Source organism: Streptomyces sp. HNM0575, assembly GCF_012726265.1.
Classification (GTDB): domain Bacteria; phylum Actinomycetota; class Actinomycetes; order Streptomycetales; family Streptomycetaceae; genus Streptomyces.
Genome location: NZ_JAASAG010000010.1, coordinates 158570 through 177531 on the forward strand (window position 1 = coordinate 158570; position 18962 = coordinate 177531).

10 protein-coding genes, 1 tRNA gene and 2 pseudogenes are annotated in these 18962 nt (G+C 70.4%); 2 read left to right on the forward strand and 11 right to left on the reverse strand.

The window, feature by feature from the left end; all coding sequences use genetic code 11:
* Positions 1-120 precede the first annotated feature (120 nt).
* The 6 genes and pseudogenes from HCC61_RS23140 to HCC61_RS23165 form a co-directional block, all read right to left on the reverse strand.
* On the reverse strand, positions 121-1785 hold the full coding sequence (locus tag HCC61_RS23140) for a mobilization protein (RefSeq protein WP_169138407.1): 1665 nt from the start codon (positions 1783-1785) through the stop codon (positions 121-123).
* The gene (gene mobC, locus HCC61_RS23145) at positions 1782-2324 is read right to left on the reverse strand and encodes a plasmid mobilization relaxosome protein MobC (protein WP_346777346.1); all 543 of its coding nucleotides are present in this window, start codon (positions 2322-2324) and stop codon (positions 1782-1784) included. The genes HCC61_RS23140 and mobC overlap by 4 nt, the downstream gene beginning before the upstream one ends.
* A gap of 423 nt (positions 2325-2747) precedes the next feature.
* Positions 2748-3323, reverse strand: coding sequence for a hypothetical protein (locus tag HCC61_RS23150; protein WP_169138412.1), 576 nt, complete (start codon positions 3321-3323; stop codon positions 2748-2750).
* 389 nt (positions 3324-3712) lie between these two features.
* A pseudogene (locus HCC61_RS30905) lies at positions 3713-4150 on the reverse strand (DUF2637 domain-containing protein); the annotation flags it as partial.
* A gap of 218 nt (positions 4151-4368) precedes the next feature.
* Positions 4369-5624 (reverse strand): annotated as a pseudogene (locus HCC61_RS23160) (DUF3631 domain-containing protein).
* Between the two features lie 270 nt (positions 5625-5894).
* A complete protein-coding gene (locus HCC61_RS23165) occupies positions 5895-6131 on the reverse strand; it encodes a hypothetical protein (RefSeq protein ID WP_240969213.1) in 237 nt (78 codons plus the stop codon).
* Between the two features lie 96 nt (positions 6132-6227).
* On the opposite strand from HCC61_RS23165, the gene HCC61_RS23170 reads away from it, so the two are divergent.
* Both HCC61_RS23170 and HCC61_RS23175 read left to right on the forward strand, forming a co-directional pair.
* Positions 6228-6899: a helix-turn-helix transcriptional regulator gene (locus HCC61_RS23170; RefSeq protein WP_169138416.1), complete on the forward strand. Its 672-nt coding sequence runs from the start codon at positions 6228-6230 to the stop codon at positions 6897-6899.
* Positions 6896-8521 (forward strand): site-specific integrase, encoded by a 1626-nt coding sequence (locus HCC61_RS23175; RefSeq protein ID WP_169138418.1) that lies wholly within the window; start codon positions 6896-6898, stop codon positions 8519-8521. The genes HCC61_RS23170 and HCC61_RS23175 overlap by 4 nt, the downstream gene beginning before the upstream one ends.
* Before the next feature lie 82 nt (positions 8522-8603).
* On the opposite strand, the gene HCC61_RS23180 is transcribed toward HCC61_RS23175, so the two are convergent.
* The 5 genes from HCC61_RS23180 to topA form a co-directional block, all read right to left on the reverse strand.
* A tRNA-Thr gene (locus tag HCC61_RS23180) sits at positions 8604-8677 on the reverse strand.
* Positions 8678-8821: 144 nt separating this feature from the next.
* A complete protein-coding gene (locus HCC61_RS23185; RefSeq protein ID WP_169138420.1) occupies positions 8822-10432 on the reverse strand; it encodes an alpha/beta hydrolase in 1611 nt (536 codons plus the stop codon).
* A gap of 381 nt (positions 10433-10813) precedes the next feature.
* The gene (locus HCC61_RS23190; protein WP_169138422.1) at positions 10814-12031 is read right to left on the reverse strand and encodes a DNA polymerase III subunit delta'; all 1218 of its coding nucleotides are present in this window, start codon (positions 12029-12031) and stop codon (positions 10814-10816) included.
* Between the two features lie 413 nt (positions 12032-12444).
* On the reverse strand, positions 12445-15591 hold the full coding sequence (gene tmk / locus HCC61_RS23195) for a dTMP kinase (RefSeq protein ID WP_169138424.1): 3147 nt from the start codon (positions 15589-15591) through the stop codon (positions 12445-12447).
* Positions 15592-15756: 165 nt separating this feature from the next.
* On the reverse strand, positions 15757-18663 hold the full coding sequence (gene topA, locus HCC61_RS23200; RefSeq protein WP_169138426.1) for a type I DNA topoisomerase: 2907 nt from the start codon (positions 18661-18663) through the stop codon (positions 15757-15759).
* Positions 18664-18962: the final 299 nt, after the last annotated feature.

The following is an 18962-nucleotide window of genomic DNA, read 5'->3' on the forward strand; positions in this document are numbered from 1 at the left end:
GCCGGTGCGGCATGTCCAGGCTTTATTGAGGTTCTATATCTGGTCAATCATCAGCGGAGTGTCGGTTCGACAGCCTGTGGAGTCTGGCGATGGACGCCGCCTCGGCGTGAGACTGGGAGGTCAGCGACGTCGCCTTGTTGTTGCTGTGCGGTCGCGCAGTGGCGATTGTTGTGCGGCTGCTGCCACGGGTCGGGCACTCGGCATGGGGCTCAGGGCAAGGCGGTGCACGCGCCATGTGAGGACCTGGGCGGGAGAGCGGGCATCACTGAGTGCCCGCTGGTCGGCGGCCTGCTGGATGAGCCGCTCGGGGTCGTGGCCAGACATCTCTGCATTCGTCAGGGCTGCGGCGAGTGCTTCCCATGCGGGGTCGCCGAGTATCCGTTCGGCGTAGTCGGGTAGGCAGGCGTGGATCTGCCGGATGTGCTGTCGCACTGCGCGTGCTGGAGGTTTCCTCTTCACGAGCGCTTCCAGTTGCACGGGGGCTGCGCGATCGTAAGCGGCCTGCAGGTGAACAACAGCTCTGCGCGCGGCAGTGACCTGTTGGTCGTGCTGGCGTAGTTGATGCCAGCGGGTGGCGGCAATGACGGCGAGGACTGCGGCGTCGAGGAGCATGGCGAGGCCGGTTCCGTCGCCCGCAGGGGCGGGATCACGTAGGACGGCCCGCATGGCACTGCGTAGTGCGCGTGCGTGGTGGTGTTCGGAGCGGATGCGGGAGCGGGTTGCCCGTTCGAACGCGGCAGCGGCTTGGCGGAGTTGGGCCCGGAGCGGTGTTGGGGCGACGAGAGGCAGGGCGTCGAGGGCTTCGCCGAGAGCGGCCAAGTGGGCTTGGGCCGCTGCGTCGTCGCCTTGGTCGAGACGCTCGGGGATCTCCTCGGTGGCTGCCGTGGCGTCGTGCCAGGGATTCCGGTTGCTTCGCCCCCTGTGGTCGTTGGTGCTCGTGTCGTTGCCGGCGGCGAGGCGTTCGTGAATCTTGGGGAGGGAGAGGTCGGGGGCGAGTTTGGAGCCGGAGAACCAGATGGGCTGTCCGGCGGCGTTGGTGTCGCCGTCGAGGGCGACTTTGTAGCCGCGGATGTCGCCGGAGGGGAAGTGCTGGATTTCGATCAGGATGCCGTCGGTGTCGGTGAGGATGCCGATGAACTTCTCGGTGCTGGTGGCGGCCGAGAGGGCTGTCCGGACGATGGTGCGGAGGCGTTCGCGGGCGGTGAGCTGATGGCCGCTGCGGAGGGATTTCTCTTTCTCGGCGCGGGTGGGGCGCTTCGCGGCGGTGCGGTCGCCGCGGGCGACCCGGCGCAGGCCGTAGTCGGCTTCGACGGCGGCGAGTTCGCGGTCGGCGGTGAGGTAGTCGTTCCAGTGACGGGCCGGTCGTAGGTCGCCTCGAACGGTGGTGGCGGCGATGTGGATGTGATCGTCGGCGTGGCGAACGGCGGCCCAACGGCACTCACCCGGATCGCCGTTGGGGGCGATACCTGTGGCGTGGACGATGCGGCGGGCGATGTCCGCCCAGTCTTCGTCGCTGAGGATGCGGTCTTCGGGTGCGGCCCGTATTGAGCAGTGCCACACATGCTGGTCGGGTGCGCGGTCGCCAGCCTGGTGCACGCGCAGGTTCAGGGCGTTGACGAGTTGCTTCTTGGTGGCGGTGAAGTCCGCACTGCGGCCGGGGTCGGGGGCGAAGCCGTCCCAGGAGGCGACCAGGTGGGGGTCGGTGTGTTCGTTGGCGCGGCCGGGGCCGTAGAGGTAGCCGAGCAGGGAGGCGGTGTTCTTGCCGCGTGTGATCTTGGCGATCACGCGGCGGTCTGCCGCATCTGCGTGGCTGCCCGGTGCGCGGCGTCGTCGATGCTCGTGGTCGCGCTGCCGACAGCGTTCAGGGTGCGCTCGGTCCGTTCGAGGACGGTGGCGTCCACAGGATGGGGATGGCCTCCGGAGTTGAGCCGTTTGGCGATCTGGTTGACGTTCCAGCCGATCCTCGCGACTTGTTTGCGCAGGGCGGCCAGTTCGTCGATGTAGTCGTCAACGGCGGTGCGCTGGCCGGGCAGTGTCAGGTCGCCGTCTATGTAGGCCATGACCGCGGCGCCGACGAGGTGCGCGCCGGTGATGCCCAATGCGCGGGCCTTGGCGAGGATCTTGGCTTTCTCGTCCGTGCTGTAGCGGGCATCGACGCGCTGGGTGCGCTGTCCCTTGCCGTACGGGCGGCGGCGCGCGACGCGGTAGAGGGCAGCCTCCTCGGCCGCACGCTGCACTGCGGCCGGTCCGGCGTCGACGAGCCGGTCCTTTTCGGGCACCCCCCGGTGCCCGCAGGTCTCCGCCACCCCCGGGGCGGAGACCATCCCGTTGGACCGGCCCTTGGACGGTCCAACGGGATACCTTGCTGCGCTTCGGCTGGGGTGGTCTGCCATCTGCTGCTGGTCGGGCGGGGTTTCGTGGTGTGTTTCGTGCATGTCGGCGTTCTCCGTGGCGTGTTGGGGGTAGCGAGGCGTTTCGGAGGTGGCTGGGTCTTGGCCAGCTGCGGACCGGTCCGGGCTGAGAGGAGCGGTCCGCTGGGGTGGCCCGATGCTCGACCGAACTGCCGTAGCTGTTGCGTGAGGCGGTCCGCTGGAGCTGCGGACCGTGGACCGTCCTCGGGCGTATCGGGTTTGGCCTGCGGGGAGTTCCGGTCAATGCACGGTCCGGCAAAGAAGATCGACGTCGATGCCTTGATCGAGTGCACGGGCCTTGTCGTGCGCGCTCAGTATTCCGAGCGCTCGGGCGTCTCATGCTTGCTGCTGATCTGTAGCGGCGCGTTTCGGCCGTCCGAGAGGCCATAGCCCCGCGAGGGGCCCGACAAGGAAAGCGATCATGATCGAGAGGGAGCCTCGCTTGAGAGCTTTGCGCCAACCCTTGTGGCGTATGAGGAGTGCGACGACGGCGGCAAAGGCGAAGTACATCAACGCCATGGCCAGGTATTTGGCTTCCATAGCGAGGGCAAAGCCGAGCACGGCGGTCGAAGCAGCTCGGCTCTCACCGAGGACCTCCTCCTGCAGCGCGCACGTCAACGTACCGACAAGGACGGTGAAGGCAGCTACCTTGCCGAGATCCTCTCTCCGCTGTGCTATCCAGTGCTGGGCAGCCTCAGCCCAGTTCGCTGGGGCTCCCAGCCATTGCGCAACATCATGTGCCAGCACGAGTGGCGAATGAGCATCAGTCATCAGGCAGAACAGCGCAAGGCAACCCGCGAGCGAAGCGCACCAGCGGTACAGGAGGTCGATGGGGGTCAGGTCCCGCAAGTCCTTGATCAGGCCGAGCTTGGCGCTCCTTGGAATCGAGTGGACTGGCTCGTTTGTCGGCAATGTGCCGCTCCGCGCTGACAAGCCAGACCTGGCCAGCGCTCCTTCCGTGCGCCGTCCTTGGGGCGGGCTCAGTCCCCGGTCTGGCCAGACGATGCGCTGCGGAGGGTGGTCATGATCTGGGTGAGGCGGTCTTCGCTGATGCTGTGTCCGGCGGTGCGGATGGTGTGGCGGACCGTCTCGCGGGTGGGGGTTTCGTGCGCTGCGAACAGCGGTCGTGCCAGGTCGAGGAGTTCGGGGAGTTCTGCGCCGGGTGGGCGGCCGATGCGCCGCATCCGCCGAGGCGTGTCCTCGGCCGTCTGCACGGAAGCGGGCGACTCTGCTTCTTCCGTGGCTTCGAGCGCCAGCGCGCGTTCGCTGCCGTCCCCTTGCCCAGCGCCGGTGTCGGTTTGGCGGGCGATGAGGATGTAGAGGTGGACGGCGCCTGCGAGGGCGAGGGGTGCGAGTGCGGAGAGCAGGCCGACGGTGATGTCTCCGAGCCGCAGGCCGCCTGATTCGGCGAGGTTGTTGAGGCGGATGGCGTGGAGGGCGTTGGCCCAGAGGCTTGCGGCGGTAGCGGTGCCGAAGAGCGTCCACACATACAGCCGTGCCCGGAAGGGCGCAGTGTTCAGGACGAGGAGTGCGCGGACGCCGTAGGCGATGAACCCGTCGATGACGAGGGGGAAGAGGTAGGTCAGCGGGCCGCGTATGTGGATGGCGATGGCCATCTGCTGCAGCGCGTCGTACGACAGTGCGCAGGCGGCGGCGCCGAGGGCGAGGATCGCGGCGCGGTCCCAGCCGCTCACCCGTCGGGCAAGCGGCGTCGTGGGGTCGTGCGTGGGGTTGGTCATGCGGCGGTGTCTCCAGGGGGTGGAGGGTGTCGGCAGGTGTGGCCGGAACGCTGCGCACGCCTGCTGCAGGGGCGGTTGGCGTTGCACTCGTCCCACTGGTTGCGTGGCTGGTCAGCACAGGGACGGGTGGAGGGGGTGTGACGGGTCGACTCGTTGCGGGCCCGGTACTCGTCCCGGCGGTGAGCTGCGCGGGGACGGGTGGGACCAGTCGAGGCGGGTCAGCCCCCAGGCGGCGCTGGGGCCTGGGTGGGGCAGTAGCGGGCCCAGGCGTCGAGGAACTTGTTGCGGGCGAAGCCCTTGGCCTGGATGCCGTCGGGGAAGCGGATGTTGGCCGAGGTGATGCCGTAGTCCCTCAGCAGTAGCTGCAGCCCGCGCGGGGTCAGTCCGCTGGTGCCGTACTCGGCCCAGGGGGCTTCCGCATCCTCCTTCAGAATCCCCAGCAGCCGTGTGGTGGCCAGCGCTTCGGGATCGCCGCAGGAGGCGAAGGCGGTGCGGATGTCGGCCAGGATGCGGATCCTCAGCCCGCCCTCCTCGTCCTGCCCGGCCTCGAAGGCGGACATCGCCGCACAGGCCGACCGCGCCAGGCCGGGCCAGGGCCCTCCAGCAAGGTCGGCGACCACTACGAGGGGTTCCCAGGTGTCGGCGGCGCGGTCCTCGACCGGCATTTGCGGCTCCCGCTCCACCGCAAGTTCGGCGACCTCACCGGCCCAGCCGGCGAGGCGGTCGCGCAGCAGATGCAGGTGCGGGATGTCGCGGCGGGAGCGGAAGGTGGCCACTCTCTCGCCCGGTGCGCGGCGGCGCATCCGCACCACCACCGCACGGTCCATGATCGTGTCGGGCAGGTCACCGATCCCCGCCAGCGCGGCCATGGCGAAGGTGGGGAAGGAGACCGGCTGGTGCTCGGGCCCGGCGATGCGCAGAGCGGGACGGTTGCGCTGGTGACCAGCGTTCAGCAGCCCGCGCAGGTCCTCGTTCTTCTCCGCCTCTTCGGGCTGCCGAAGAGGGTGTCGGCCTCATCCACCAGCAGCGTCGGCGGATTCGCGGTCACCGACCGGAAGATCGCCGCTGTGCTGGCGTTCACGGTGATCACCGGCTTGTGGACGGTCTCGGTGACCACATCCAGCAGCCTCGACTTGCCGCAACGCTTGGCCGGACCGACCACCGCCAGCCTCGGCGCATGCTGGAAGACCTGCTGCAGATGCGTCGCAGCCACCCACAACGTCACCGCATGCAACGCCTCCGTACTCGGCAGAATCACATACCGGCTCAGAGCTGAGCGGAGTTCGTCCAGCAACTCTGCGCCGGTGTCTTCACCACTGGCAGGGCAGTCCGGCGGCTCGAATTCGGCACCGGCCCCTGCCAGTTCGTCGCCGCGGGCGTCGGCGTTCCGGTCGTGCGCTTCCGGGTTGCCGGCTCCGCTCGCGGACGGGCCGCTCTCGGGCTGTGGCTGCTCCCCGTCGTGCGACGGCGGCATAGTTGTGGGGGGTGTGGCGGGATCGGGCTGGGTCGTAGGGTTGTCCATAGGCGTTCCTCACCCGGCGGTGCGGGGCCGGCAGGCCCCGCACCGCCGATTCGTCATCACACGCGATCAGTTGGGGCGTCCTCGGCCCTTGGGGTGGCAGCCCCGAGGGCCTTTCTCATGCACCGCCTCTCGGCAGGCGAGCAGCAACCTACGACCGGCCGCTGGCAACAGTCCAGCGATTCTGTGTCTCTGGGACATACAGTTGGTGTGTAGCATCCGGCGCTAGACGGCCAGGCCGAGCAGAGAGCGCAGGTCGGCGGTCACCACCCGGTAAGCGTTACCCAGCCGCAGAACCCGGCAGGGATAGTGGCCCCGGCGGGCGAGTTCGTAGCCCTTGCTCCGCCCCAACCCCAGGGCACGGTTGGCGGTCTCCAGGTCAACCGTGGCAGGAAGTTCCAGCACCTCGCCCTGGCTCATACCCCTCCGCCGACCGGCGGGCTTCTCGGGTTCGTCGTTCATGTGCAGTGCTCCCTCTCGTCGTTGCCTTCGGCGGACACGGTGGTCGCGACCGGCTCCCGGCGGTACAACAAGGCTAGACAGAGCTACTGTGTCTTCATGACACACGACGATGAGGATGATGTTCCGGAGTGGCCGGTGCAGGTCGCCGCCACCGTGGCCGCAGCAGTACGCCGCCGACGCAAGGAGCTGGGCATGAGCGCCGAACAACTGGCCAGAGCGTGCAGCGAGATCGGCCACCCCATCCCACGCAACGTCATCGCCAACATGGAGTCCGGACGCCGCAGCACACTTCCCCTGGTCGACGTCATCGTGCTGGCCAAAGCCCTGCGCGCCAGTCCGATCAGCCTCATCGTCCCGGTCGGGCACATCGACGCCTACCAGCAACTCCCCCTGCAATCAGCCAGGGACCCCTGGGATGCGCTGGCCTGGTTCACAGGCGAGGACAACAGCTTCCCCTCCGACTGGAGCCTGCGCCTGCACCGCTACCACCACGCCGCTCTGACCTCCGCGGAAGAAGCCAGGGCATACGCCAAGTCCCGGCGTCAGCAGGCCAGCATGGCGAACGACCCCGATACGCGCAGCAGCGCCCTCCGCAGCGCCGAGCACCACGAAGAGCGCCTCGCCGACGACTACACCGCGCTCCGCCGTGTTCGCGCCCAGATGCGCATTGCCGACCTCCGTCCCCCCACCCTCCCCCCATGGTTCGCCTTCCTCGACGAACACCCCCACGCCCCCGACCCCAACTCCCCCGAGGAGGACGACGCTTGAAAGGCTCCACCTACCGCCGCTGCTACTGCCGCGACCCCGAGACCGGCAAACCACTCGGCACGGCCTGTCCGAAACGCAGCAGGCGCAAGCACGGCACCTACTCCATCCGCCAGGAACTCCCATCCCGCCATGACGGCACCCGCCGCTCCTTCAACCGCGCCGGCTACGACACCCTCAAGGCCGCACAAGCCGACCTCGACCACATACGCGCCCTCCTCAACATCCCCGACAGCGACGACCCCGAAGGCACCGAGCTCATAAGCGAGATGCTGGAGGAGATAGCTGACTCCAAGGCCCCCCTGCCAGAGGTGGAAGAGACTCGCCGTCGGTTGGGCTCAGGTCAGGAGCTGATCGGACGCCTCACCGTCGGTGAATGGCTCGATCTGTGGCTGGAATCGAAGCGCATACGCAAGTCCGGCGTCACGCGGTACGAGACCGACATCCGCGTGCACCTGAAGCCGCACCTCGGTAGTCGTCGTCTCGACAGACTGCGGGTCAGCCACCTCGCGGAGATGTTCACCTCCATCTCGGAAGCCAACGCTGAGATTCTGGAACAGAACGCACAACGCCGCGCCGCCGTGGACGAGTTGGCGAAGGTCCCGTGGAAGGGCGCTAAAAATCGGGCCCGCCGCAAGGCCATGAGAGCAGCCATTGACGCCATGCCGCCCTTCCGTCGTACCACTGGAGCTGCCACCCGCCAGCGGATTCGCGGGACGCTCCGCGCAGCACTCAACGACGCGATGGCGCAGCAGATCATCACGTTCAACCCCGCCGCGCACGTCGAGATGGATCCCGTGCGCAAGCCAAAGGCCCTCGTGTGGACAGACGAGCGAGTGGCCAAGTGGGAAGCCACCGGCGAGAAACCCTCCCCCGTGATGGTGTGGACGCCGGAACAGCCGGGCGCCTTTCTCGATCATGTGGCAGAGGACCGTCTCTACGCCATGTGGCACCTCATCGCCCTTCGCGGGCTCCGTCGAGGCGAAGCGTGCGGGCAGATGTGGTCGGAAACCGACCTGGCACGTCACTCCCTGACGGTGACCGCACAACTCGTCCAGGACGGCTGGGACATCGAGGAATCCGACCCGAAGACCGACAGCGGCTTCCGCGTCGTCGCACTCGACGACGACACGATCCGCGTCCTCAAGCGGCACCGGAAGCGACAGCGAGCGGCCCGCGAGGCCTGGGCGTCGGGCTGGGTGGACACAGGGCTGGTCTTCACCCAGGAGGACGGCTCGTGGCTGCATCCCGGAAAGATCACAGACCGCTTCGAGCGACTCGTGGCCTCTTCCGGGCTCCCGCCTGTCCGACTACACGACCTGCGCCACGGTGCGGCCACACTGATGCTCGCTGCCGGAGTGGACGTGAAGGTCGTCTCCGAGACCTTGGGCCACAGCGACACCCGGATCACGCGCGACATCTACCAGAGCGTCTTCCCCGAGGTCGCGAAGGACGCAGCCGAAGCCGCCGCCGGCCTGGTCCCGCTCCAGCGGAAGACCAAGGCGAAAGAGGCCGAGAAGCGCCGCAAGAAGAAGGCGAAGAAGGCCAAGTCCCCGAACGCCAAGAAGACCAGAAGCAAGATCAAGAACGCCACCGCTCACGCATCGCTCACGCACGAGCCCTGATGGAGACGCACCCAAAACGGCTTGAGCGCCACGAGACAGAAGAAAGCCCAGGTCACTGGGTATGTGACCTGGGCTTCAGGTGAGCCGCCTGGGGGAGTCGAACCCCCGACCTACGCATTACGAGTGCGTCGCTCTGGCCGACTGAGCTAAGGCGGCAGGCTGCCCGCGCCGTACAGCGAGCGCAGCGCGGACAAGTCTACACAGTTCCCGGGGGTGCTCCGTACGGGGTAAACCGCCGGTCCCCGGGCCGGGGTGAGCCCTCTGTCCGGGGTGCGGCAGGCCGGCTGCCGGGCGGTCCGTCTACGGGCACTTCTTGTCGTTCTTCGGTGCCTCGCCCTTGAGCAGATACGTGTCGACGGTGTCGTTGATGCAGGCGCCGCCCCGCAGGTATGCGGTGTGCCCGTCGCCCTCGTACGTCAGCAGCCGGGCCGGTTCGAGCTGGCCCGCGAGGGCCTGCGCCCAGGCGTACGGGGTGGCCGGGTCCCTCGTCGTACCGACGACCAGGATGGGGTCGGCGCCCTTGGCGTCGATGCGGTGGGGGCGGCCCGTGGGCTTGTCGGGCCAGTAGCCGCAGTTGAGGGCGGCCCACGCGAAGCCGCGGCCGAAGACCGGGGAGGCCTTCTCGAAGGAGGGCAGGGCCTTCTTCACATCCTCGGGGGAGGAGAAGGCGGGCGGGAGATCGAGGCAGTTGACGGCCGGGTTGGCGTACATGATGTTGCCGTAGTGGCCGTCGGGGTCGCGCTCGTAGTACTCGTCGGCGAGGGTGAGCAGGTCGGCGCCGTCGCCGTCCATCGCGCTCGTCAGGGCGTCGCGCAGCTGCGGCCAGGAGCTCTCGTCGTACATGGCGCGGATGACGCCCGTCGTGGCCAGGGACTCGGTGAGCTTGCGCGGGTCGCCGGTGCGCAGGGGCTTCTTGTCGGTCTTCTCGAAGAAGGCGCTGAGCCGGCGGGCCGCGTCCTTGGTGCTCTTGCGCCCGAGCGGACAGTCGCTCCTGGATACGCAGTCCTTGGCGAACTCCCTGAACGCGGTGTCGAATCCGCCCGTCTGGTCGCGGTTGATGCGCAGCATCGACAGCGAGGGGTCCATCGCGCCGTCCAGCACGAGCCTGCCGGAGCGCTGCGGGAAGAGTCCGGCGTAGTACGCGCCGAGGTAGGTGCCGTACGAGGCGCCGACGTAGTTGAGCTTCTTGTCGCCGAGCAGGGCCCGAAGCATGTCCATGTCGCGGGCCGCGTCGACGGTCGAGAGGTGTCCGAGGACGTCGCCCGAGCGCTTGTCGCAGCCCGCCGCGAACTTCTTGTACGCGCTGACGAGCCGGTTCGTCTCCCGCGCGTTGTCGGGTGTCTGGTCGGTCTGCGTGAAGGTGTCCATCTGCTTGTCGGTCAGACAGCGCACCGGCTCGCTGCGTGCCACCCCGCGCGGGTCGAGCCCCACGAGGTCGTAACTGCGGCGCACCGGCGGCGGATAGCCGACGGCCGCCGCCTGCTGCACGTAGTCGACGGCGGAGCCGCCGGGGCCGCCCGGATTGACCAGCAGGGAGCCGAGGGTCTTGCCCTTACCGGAGGCCTTCTTGCGGGCGACGGCGAGGTGGAGGTCCTTGTCCGGGTCCGGGTGCTCGTAGTCGAGCGGCGTCTTCATCCGGGCGCACTGGAAACCGTCGTCGCCGCAGTCCCGCCAGGAGAGCTTCTGCTTGTAGTACGGCTTCAGGCCGGCCGGTACGGAGGCGGGCAGCGGCTTGAGCGGCTGGGCGTCGGTGTGGCCCGCCGCCCGGTCGCTGCTGGCGGAGGAAGGGGCGCCCTGGGGGGCGCCCGACTCCCCCGAACTGCCCGAACAGCCGCTGATCGTCAGCAGCACTGCCGTCGCGATGACGGCGAGCGCGGTGCGGGGCAGGCGGCTGGTGTGCCTCGTGTGCATGGACCATCCCTCGGTTCGCGTCGGACCGTCAGCCCTCGGGGGCGGCACGGCAATCGAGGTGGAGCGTATCCGCCCCGGATATCACAGAGGTCTCCCCGACGGGGGCGGCTCCTCATACGGGTGAGGGGGCGGGGCAGTCGGCCCACGGGGCGTGGGCCTCGGCCTTTGCGCCCCTCTCACCCCTCGCGTCCGGCCCGCGCTTCGCCCGGTCGTCCGGCCGGCCGCGCCCGGTGCCGGCGTCCCCGGATCCGGTCGGTCCCGACGAGCCGGCCGCTGCCGTCGGCCTGCCGTTCGGCTCTCAACAGACGTCCGCTGGGCCCTTGTTGAGCTCCCGTCGGACCCTCGGTCCGCCCCGTCGTGGGCGGGGCGCCCACGCCTCCGTCAGCCCGCCCGCAGAGTCATCGTCATCGCCTCGACCGCCAGCAGCGGCGCGACGTTGCGGTCGAGGGCCTCACGGCACGCCAGTACGGCCTCTATCCGGCGCAGCGTCTGCTCCGGGCCCGATGCGGCGGCGAGCCCGGCGACCGCGTCCGCGGACTCCTCGTTCGCCAGGGCCGCTCCGGAGCCCAACTGCCGTGCCAGCACGTCACGGTAGAGCCCGGTGAGATCGCTCAGCGCCAGGTCCAGGGAGTCGCGCTGGGTGCGTGTGGCGCGCCGCTTCTGCTTGTCCTGGAGCTCCTTCATCGCGCCGGCGGTGCCCCGCGGCAGCCGGCTGCCCTTGCCCTCGGAGGCGCCGAGCGCGGCCCGAAGCTCCTCGGTCTCCCGCTCGTCGTGCTCCTCGGCGACCTCCTTGGCGTCCTCGGCCGCCGCGTCGATCAACTCCTGTGCCGCGCGCAGCGCCCCGCCAACGTCCGAGACCCGCTGCGGCAGCGTGAGGACCGCGGCCCTGCGCCTGCGCGCCCGCTCGTCGGTGGCCAGCCGGCGGGCCCGTCCGATGTGGCCCTGGGTGGCGCGCGCCGCGTACGCGGCCATGTCCGGCTCGATGCCGTCGCGCCGCGTCAGCAGGTCCGCGACGGCGTCCACCGGAGGCGTGCGCAGCGCGAGATGGCGGCAGCGGGAGCGGATCGTGGGCAGCACGTCCTCCGTGGAGGGTGCGCAGAGCAGCCACACCGTGCGCGGGGCGGGTTCCTCGACGGCCTTGAGCAGTACGTTGCCCGCGCCCTCGGTCAGCCGGTCGGCGTCCTCCATGACGATCACCTGCCAGCGGCCGCCCGCCGGGGACATCTGCGCCCTGCGCACCTGCTCACGCGTCTCCTTGACGCCGATGGTCAGCAGGTCGGTACGGATCACCTCGACGTCCGCATGGGTGCCGACCATGGCCGTATGGCAGCCGTCGCAGAAGCCGCAGCCCGGCGCGCCGCCGAGCGCACGGTCCGGGCTGACGCACTGGAGGGCCGCGGCGAAGGCGCGCGCGGCGGTGGAGCGGCCGGAACCGGGCGGGCCGGTGAAGAGCCAGGCGTGGGTCATGGCCGAGCCGGACAGCGCGGCCGTACCCCGACCCTCGGCCTCCGCGGCGACATAGGCGTCGGCGTCACGGGCGGCAGCGCTCAGCTGGGCCGTCACCTTCTCCTGGCCGACCACGTCGTCCCATACCGCCATCGCTGCCCGCCCCCTTTCTCACCGCACGGGTTTCTCACCGCACGGGCGTCGGCCCGCACGCGCATGGATGCACTGCGGACGCACACGCCGACCCGACGCGAACGCTCACCGCCGGCTGCGCCACGCACAACCGCCGTACACCGCACCGCTCGTAATGCACCGCACGGAATGCACCGCACTGCACGGCACGCACCGCTCGCCGCGTACGCACGACGTCCGTTCACCGACCATTGTGGTCCACGGCACTGACAGTCAGCGCACGCGCGCTGCCTCACGCACGCGCACCGGCGCACCGGCCGGAACCACACCCCGCACCACGCCCGGCACCTCAGCCGGAGGGTCGTGCGGAGCGCCCGGAAGGCAGTGCGGAAGGCAGTGCGGAAGGCAGTGCGGAAGTCGGGCGCGTACCGCGTTCACTTGCCGCGGCGGCGTCTGCGTCCGCCCTGCTCCTCCGCGTCGTCCTCGCCGCCTCCCAGCAACTCGTCCGCGAGGGAGGGCACGTCGTCCAGCGGCGTCTCCTCAGCCCAGTCGGGACGGGGCCGTTCGCCGCGGCCGCTGCCGGGGTCGACCTGCGGCATCTCGCGCGTACGGTCCTGCTGCCGGTCCTGCCCACGGCCCTGGTCCCGGCCCTGTTCGCGACCCTGCCCACGGCCCTGTTCCCGGCGCTGCTCGCGGTCCTGTTCCCGGCCCTGCTCCTCCGCGGGTACGCGCGGCAGCAGCGTCGTGTCCTCGTCCTGCTGCGCCTGCGGCATGACGTGCGTCCGCTCCGCGTCGTACTCGCCGTATCCACCGGAGGCGCCGGAGCCACCGGAGCCGCGGTCGCCGCCTTGCTCGTCTTCCGGCTGCGGCAGCTTGGCGGTGTCGCCGTCGGAGCCGTCCGGGTTGACGCCCCTGGGACCGTCCTCGCCGTTCCCGCGGTTACGTGCCTGCTCGGCCCGCTGAAGCGCCTCCTCGGCACGGCGCTGCTTCTCCAGCCGCCGCTCCTCGGCCTGCGCCCGCAGCCGCGCCTCCTCTTCGGCGAGGCGGCGCTGGCGCGCGATCTCCTCCTCGCGGGCGCGCTCCTCCGCGTCCCGCCGCTGCCGCTCCTCCTCGGCGATCCGCCGCGCCTCCTCGGCCCGGCGGCGGGCCTCCTCCGCGCGCCGTGCCTCGGCCTGCTGCCGCTCCAGCTCCTCCGCACGCCGCTTGCGGTCCTGCTCCTCGGCCCGCAACCGGTCCATCTTTTCCTGCCGTTCGCGCTCCCGGCGCTCCTCCTCCGCCTTGCGCGCGGCCTCTTCCTCGGCCTTGCGGCGGGCCTCCTCCTCGGCGGCCCTGCGTGCGTCCTCGCGCGCCTGGATCTCGGCGTCCGACAGCGGCAGCACCTGGTCGAGCCGGTGCCGTACGGCCGTGGTGACCGCCTCCGGCTCCTGGCCCGCGTCGACGACCAGGTAGCGGGCCGGATCCGCGGCGGCCAGCGTCAGGAAGCCGGCACGCACCTTGTCGTGGAACTCGGCGGGCTCCGACTCCAGCCGGTCCGGCGCCTCCGTGAACCGCTCGCGCGCCGTCTCGGGCGCGATGTCGAGCAGCACGGTCAGATGCGGTACGAGCCCGGCGGTCGCCCAGCGCGAGATGCGGGCGATCTCCGTGGGCGAAAGGTCGCGGCCGGCGCCCTGGTAGGCGACGGACGAGTCGATGTAGCGGTCGGAGAGGACGATGGCACCGCGCTCCAGCGCGGGGCGGATGACCGTGTCCACGTGCTCGGCGCGGTCCGCCGCGTACAGCAGCGCCTCCGAGCGGTGCGAGAGTCCCGCCGAGGACACGTCGAGCAGTATCGAACGCAGCCGCTTCCCCACGGGCGTTGCACCCGGCTCCTTGGTGACGACGACCTCGTGTCCCTTGGCCCTGATCCACTCGGCCAGGGTCTCGACCTGGGTGGTCTTGCCGGATCCGTCGCCGCCCTCCAGGGCCATGAAGAAGCCGTTCGCGGCCGGTGCCTCCTTGGGGTCGCGGCCGCCGCCGAGCGCGTCGAGCAGGTCCCGGCGGAGGGTGACGCCCTGGCGGTCGTCCGTACGTCCCAGCACGAGGGCCGCGACGGGCAGCAGCAGCGCGCCGACGAGCATCAGCGTGAAGGCCGCGCCCCCGTGGTCGAAGACGAAGTCTCCGGCGACGACGCGGTGCGGCCCGATGAAGCCGGCCGCCACGGGCGCGACCAGGGCACCGAGCCCGACCGCGATGCGCACGACCGCCTGGAGGTGCTCCGTCATGCGGGCCCGGTGGGCGTCCTCGGTCTCCAGGTCGAGGAGTACGTGGCCCGCCTGCGCGGCGACGCCCGAGGACAGGCCCGCGACCGCCATGAGTACGAGGCCCGTCGTCGCGTCGGTCACCAGACCGGCGACCAGCAGGGCGAGACCGGCGAGGCCTATGGCGAGGGCGAGCAGCCGCCGCCGCGAGAGCAGCGGGAGGGTACGGGGCGCGAGGCGGATGCCCGCGGCCGTGCCGCCCGCGAGCGCGAAGACCTGCAACCCGAAGCTGATGGGCCCGCCGCCGAGGTCCGCGGCGTGCAGCGCGGCGATCGCGACGGCGGAGGCGATGGCCCACGCGGTCGCGGAACCGGCGAGCACCAGCAGCGGCACCGCGCCCGTACGACCCTTGCCGTCACCGGTGTTGGTGCCGGAGCCCGAACCGGACGCCGCGCCCTGCCCGGACCCGGAGCCCGAACCGGTCCTCGGCCGGCGCAGCCCCTCAAGTGGCGAGCGGGGACGGGGAGTTCCGCCGTCGGGCAGCTCCAGGAAGTACACGACGGAGAACGCGGCGGCGAACAGCCCGGCCGCCACGTACGAGCCCAGCGCCGCCTGGTGCGAGTGGAACCAGGCGAAGGCCGAGCTGAGCGCGTTGCTGACGAGCGTGACCGCGACTAGGCCGATGGCGGCGACCGGCAGCGCCAGGAAGGTGCTGCGCAGCCACAGCCGCCGCAGCGCCTCCTGACGGTCCGGCAGCGGACGGACGGCGGCGCCCTCGGGCGGCGGGGCGGGCAGCAGCGCGGGAGCGGCGCTGTCCTTGGCGACGGTCCAGAAGCGTTCGGCGACGCCGAGCACGAAGACCGTGACCAGTACGAGCGCGAAGGCGTTGCCCGGCATCCAGTCGATCCACATCGGAGCGACGATCATCGCGAGGGCGCGCAGCGCGTCGGACGCGAACATGGTCCAGCGCCGGTCGAGTACGCCCTTGCCGGGGGCGAGCAGCGCCGACAGCGGCCCGAGCAGCACCGCCCCGAAGAGAAGCGTGGCCAGCAGGCGCGCCCCGAAGACCGCCGTGATGACCAGTGCCATGCCTCGGTAGCCGCCGCCGAAGACGGCGTCGGCGCCGGCCGCCCGTACCGTCGCCGCCTGTAGGGCCAGCAGCAACAGCACCAGCAGGGCCAGTGCGTCACCGATGCCGCTGGTCAGATGGGCGCTCCAGAGGCGCCGCAGCGGGCCGAAGCGCAACAGCGCGCCCACGGCGCGCTCGCGGGACTCCGCGGCGAGTGCGTCGTCGGGGGCGTCAGGTGCGGGGGGTACGCCCATTGGCTGGTCTGCTCGCGTCATGGCGGTCAGGGTATAGGGAGCCGTGGAGGCCGTGTGTCCCAGCCCGAACAAACGGGCGGGACCAGGGCTTTGCACTTGCGCTGACCTCCGGGTCTCCGGCCCACGGCCTCCGGGGTTCCCAGGGCCTTAGGCTCCGGGGGCGCACGGCCTCCGCGGAGCCGGGCCCTACTTCTCGGCGGCGTCCTTCTTCGCCGATCCCGACGCCGACTTCGCCGCCGTCGCCTTCGCCGCCGTCTTCTTGGCCGCGGTCTTCTTGGCCGCGGTCTTCTTCGCGGCCGTCTTCTTCGCCGTCCCGGCGGAGGTGGACTTGGCCGTCGTCGTCTTCTCCGCGGCCTTCTTGGCCGTCGACTTCTTCGTCGCCTTCTTCTTGGTGGCCTTCTTGGCGGGGCCCTTCGCCCGCTTCTCGGCGAGCAGTTCGAACCCGCGCTCCGCCGTGATGGTCTCCGGGTCGTCGTCCCGCCGCAGCGTCGCGTTCGTCTCGCCGTCCGTCACGTACGGACCGAAGCGGCCGTCCTTCACCACCACCGGACGCTCGCTCTGCGGGTCGTTGCCCAGCTCCTTGAGCGGCGGCTTGGCGGCGGCACGGCCGCGTTGCTTCGGCTGTGCGTAGATCGCGAGGGCCTGGTCGAGGGTGATCGTGAAGATCTGCTCCTCGGTCTCCAGCGAACGCGAATCCGTGCCGCGCCTCATGTACGGCCCGTACCGGCCGTTCTGCGCGGTGATCTCCTCGCCCGTGCCCGGGTCGGTGCCGACCACACGGGGCAGCGACAGCAGCTTGAGCGCGTCGGCGAGCGTGATCGTGTCCAGCGACATCGACTTCAGCAGCGAAGCGGTGCGCGGCTTGACGGCGTTCTTGCCGGTCTTCGGGGTGCCCTCGGGCAGCACCTCCGTGACATACGGGCCGTACCTGCCGTCCCTCGCCACGATCGGGCGGCCCGTCTCCGGGTCGGTGCCCAGCTCGAAGTCGCCGCTCGGCTTGGCCAGCAGCTCCTTGGCCAGCTCGACGGTCAGCTCGTCCGGCGGCAGGTCGTCGGGGACGTCGGCACGCTGGCCGGGCTCGTCCGGGGAGGGCGGCGGGCCTTCGACGTACGGTCCGTAGCGCCCGACGCGCAGCGTGATGCCCTCACCGACGGGGAAGGACGAGACGCCCTTGGCGTCGATCGCGCCCAGGTCCGAGACGAGTTCCTTGAGCCCGCCCAGGTGGTCGCCGTCGCCGTTGCCCGAGTCGGCGGCGGAGCCCGGCGCACCGTCCGAGCTGCCGTCCTCGCCGAAGTAGAAGCGGCGAAGCCACGGCACGGAGGCGGCGCTGCCCGCGGCGATGCGGTCGAGGTCGTCCTCCATCTTGGCCGTGAAGTCGTAGTCGACGAGCCGGCCGAAGTGCTTCTCCAGCAGCCCCACCACGGCGAAGCTCAGGAAGGAGGGCACCAGGGCCGTCCCCTTCTTGAAGACGTAACGCCGGTCCAGGATGGTGCTGATGATCGAGGCGTACGTCGAGGGGCGGCCGATCTCCCGCTCCTCCAGCTCCTTCACGAGCGTGGCCTCGGTGTAGCGCGCCGGCGGCTTGGTGGCGTGGCCGTCGACGGACAGCTCGTCGGCGGTGAGCGGGTCGCCCTCGGTGACGTGTGGCAGGCGCCGCTCGCGGTCGTCCAGCTCGGCGTCGGGGTCGTCGGAGCCCTCGACGTACGCCTTGAGGAAGCCGTGGAAGGTGATGACCTTGCCGGTCGCGGTGAACTCGGCGTCCCGGCCGTCGCTCGCCTGCCCGCCGACCCGTACGGTCACCGACTGGCCCGTGGCGTCCTTCATCTGGGAGGCGACGGTCCGCTTCCAGATCAGCTCGTAGAGCCTGAACTGCTCGCCCGTCAGGCCCGTTTCGGCCGGCGTGCGGAAGCGGTCGCCGGAGGGGCGGATCGCCTCGTGCGCCTCCTGCGCGTTCTTGACCTTGCCCGTGTAGACGCGGGGACGCTCCGGCAGGTACTCGCCGCCGTAGAGCTGCGTGACCTGCGTGCGTGCGGCGTTCACCGCGGTGTCCGAAAGCGTCGTGGAGTCCGTACGCATATACGTGATGAAGCCGTTCTCGTACAGCTTCTGCGCCACCTGCATCGTCAGCTTCGCGCCGAAGCCGAGCTTGCGGCTGGCCTCCTGCTGGAGCGTGGTCGTACGGAACGGGGCGTACGGCGAGCGCCGGTACGGCTTGGACTCGACGGAGCGCACCGAGAACCGCGTCTCGGCGAGGGCCGTGGCGAGCGCCCTCGCGTTCTCCTCGTCGAGGTGCAGCACCTGGTCCGGGTTCTTCAGCCGGCCGTCGGCGCCGAAGTCGCGACCCTGCGCGACGCGCCTGCCGTCGACGGTGTTGAGCCTCGCCCCGAAGGTGCCCGGATCGCCGGCACCGGCGCGGGCACCGCCCTGCCCGGTCGCGAAGGTGGCCGTCAAATCCCAGTACTCGGCGGAGCGGAACGCCATGCGCTCCCGCTCCCGCTCGACCACGAGTCGCGTCGCCACGGACTGCACGCGGCCGGCCGAGAGCCGCGGCATGACCTTCTTCCACAGGACAGGCGAGACCTCGTAGCCGTAGAGCCGGTCGAGGATGCGGCGGGTCTCCTGGGCGTCGACGAGACGCTGGTTCAGATCCCGCGGATTGCGCACGGCGTCCTGGATGGCGTCCTGCGTGATCTCGTGGAAGACCATGCGGCGCACCGGCACCTTCGGCTTGAGGACCTCTCGGAGGTGCCAGGCGATGGCCTCGCCCTCGCGGTCCTGATCGGTGGCGAGTAGGAGTTCGTCGGATTCGGCGAGAAGCTGCTTGAGCTTCTTCACCTGCTCCTTCTTGTCCGTGTTCACCACGTACAGCGGCTCGAAGTCGTGATTGACGTTCACACCGAGCCGCGCCCACGACTCGCCCTTGTACTTCGCGGGCACCTCGGCGGCGCCGTTGGGAAGGTCGCGGACATGCCCCACGCTCGCCTCGACCACGTAGCCGGGGCCGAGGTACCCCTTGATCGTTTTGGCCTTGGCGGGCGACTCGACGATCACGAGTCGGCGCCCGCCGTTTGCGGGCTCGCGGGTCGGGGACAACTTCTCGCTCTTCTCTCCGGTCGGCGTACGGCGTCGGTGTCGCTGCGGAGTGTGACGGTACATCCCGGCTGTGTGTCAAACGGGAAAACTCCGCAACGCAACTCGAACGGTAACCCGACATCCGCCGGTCCTGCCGCCCGATACCGCCCGATCCTCATGCCGGGGAGGGCGGGCGACCACCCGTGATGAGCGAAATCACGCCGAAAATACGATCACCGCCGAGTGTGTGTGAGTACCCGATTCCGCGCCTTCGCCGAGGCCCGTCGCCTTCGCCGGCCGGCCCCGGCGGGCTCCGGGGG

Excerpts from the sequence above, each read along its gene's own strand:
- mobC (WP_346777346.1), bottom strand. The coding sequence starts at position 2,324 with ATGGTCTCCGCCCCGGGGGTGGCGGAGACCTGCGGGCACCGGGGGGTG.
- HCC61_RS23165 (WP_240969213.1), bottom strand. The coding sequence starts at position 6,131 with ATGAACGACGAACCCGAGAAGCCCGCCGGTCGGCGGAGGGGTATGAGC.
- HCC61_RS23170 (WP_169138416.1), top strand. The coding sequence starts at position 6,228 with ATGACACACGACGATGAGGATGATGTTCCGGAGTGGCCGGTGCAGGTC.
- HCC61_RS23185 (WP_169138420.1), bottom strand. The coding sequence starts at position 10,432 with ATGCACACGAGGCACACCAGCCGCCTGCCCCGCACCGCGCTCGCCGTC.
- HCC61_RS23190 (WP_169138422.1), bottom strand. The coding sequence starts at position 12,031 with ATGGCGGTATGGGACGACGTGGTCGGCCAGGAGAAGGTGACGGCCCAG.
- tmk (WP_169138424.1), bottom strand. The coding sequence starts at position 15,591 with ATGACGCGAGCAGACCAGCCAATGGGCGTACCCCCCGCACCTGACGCC.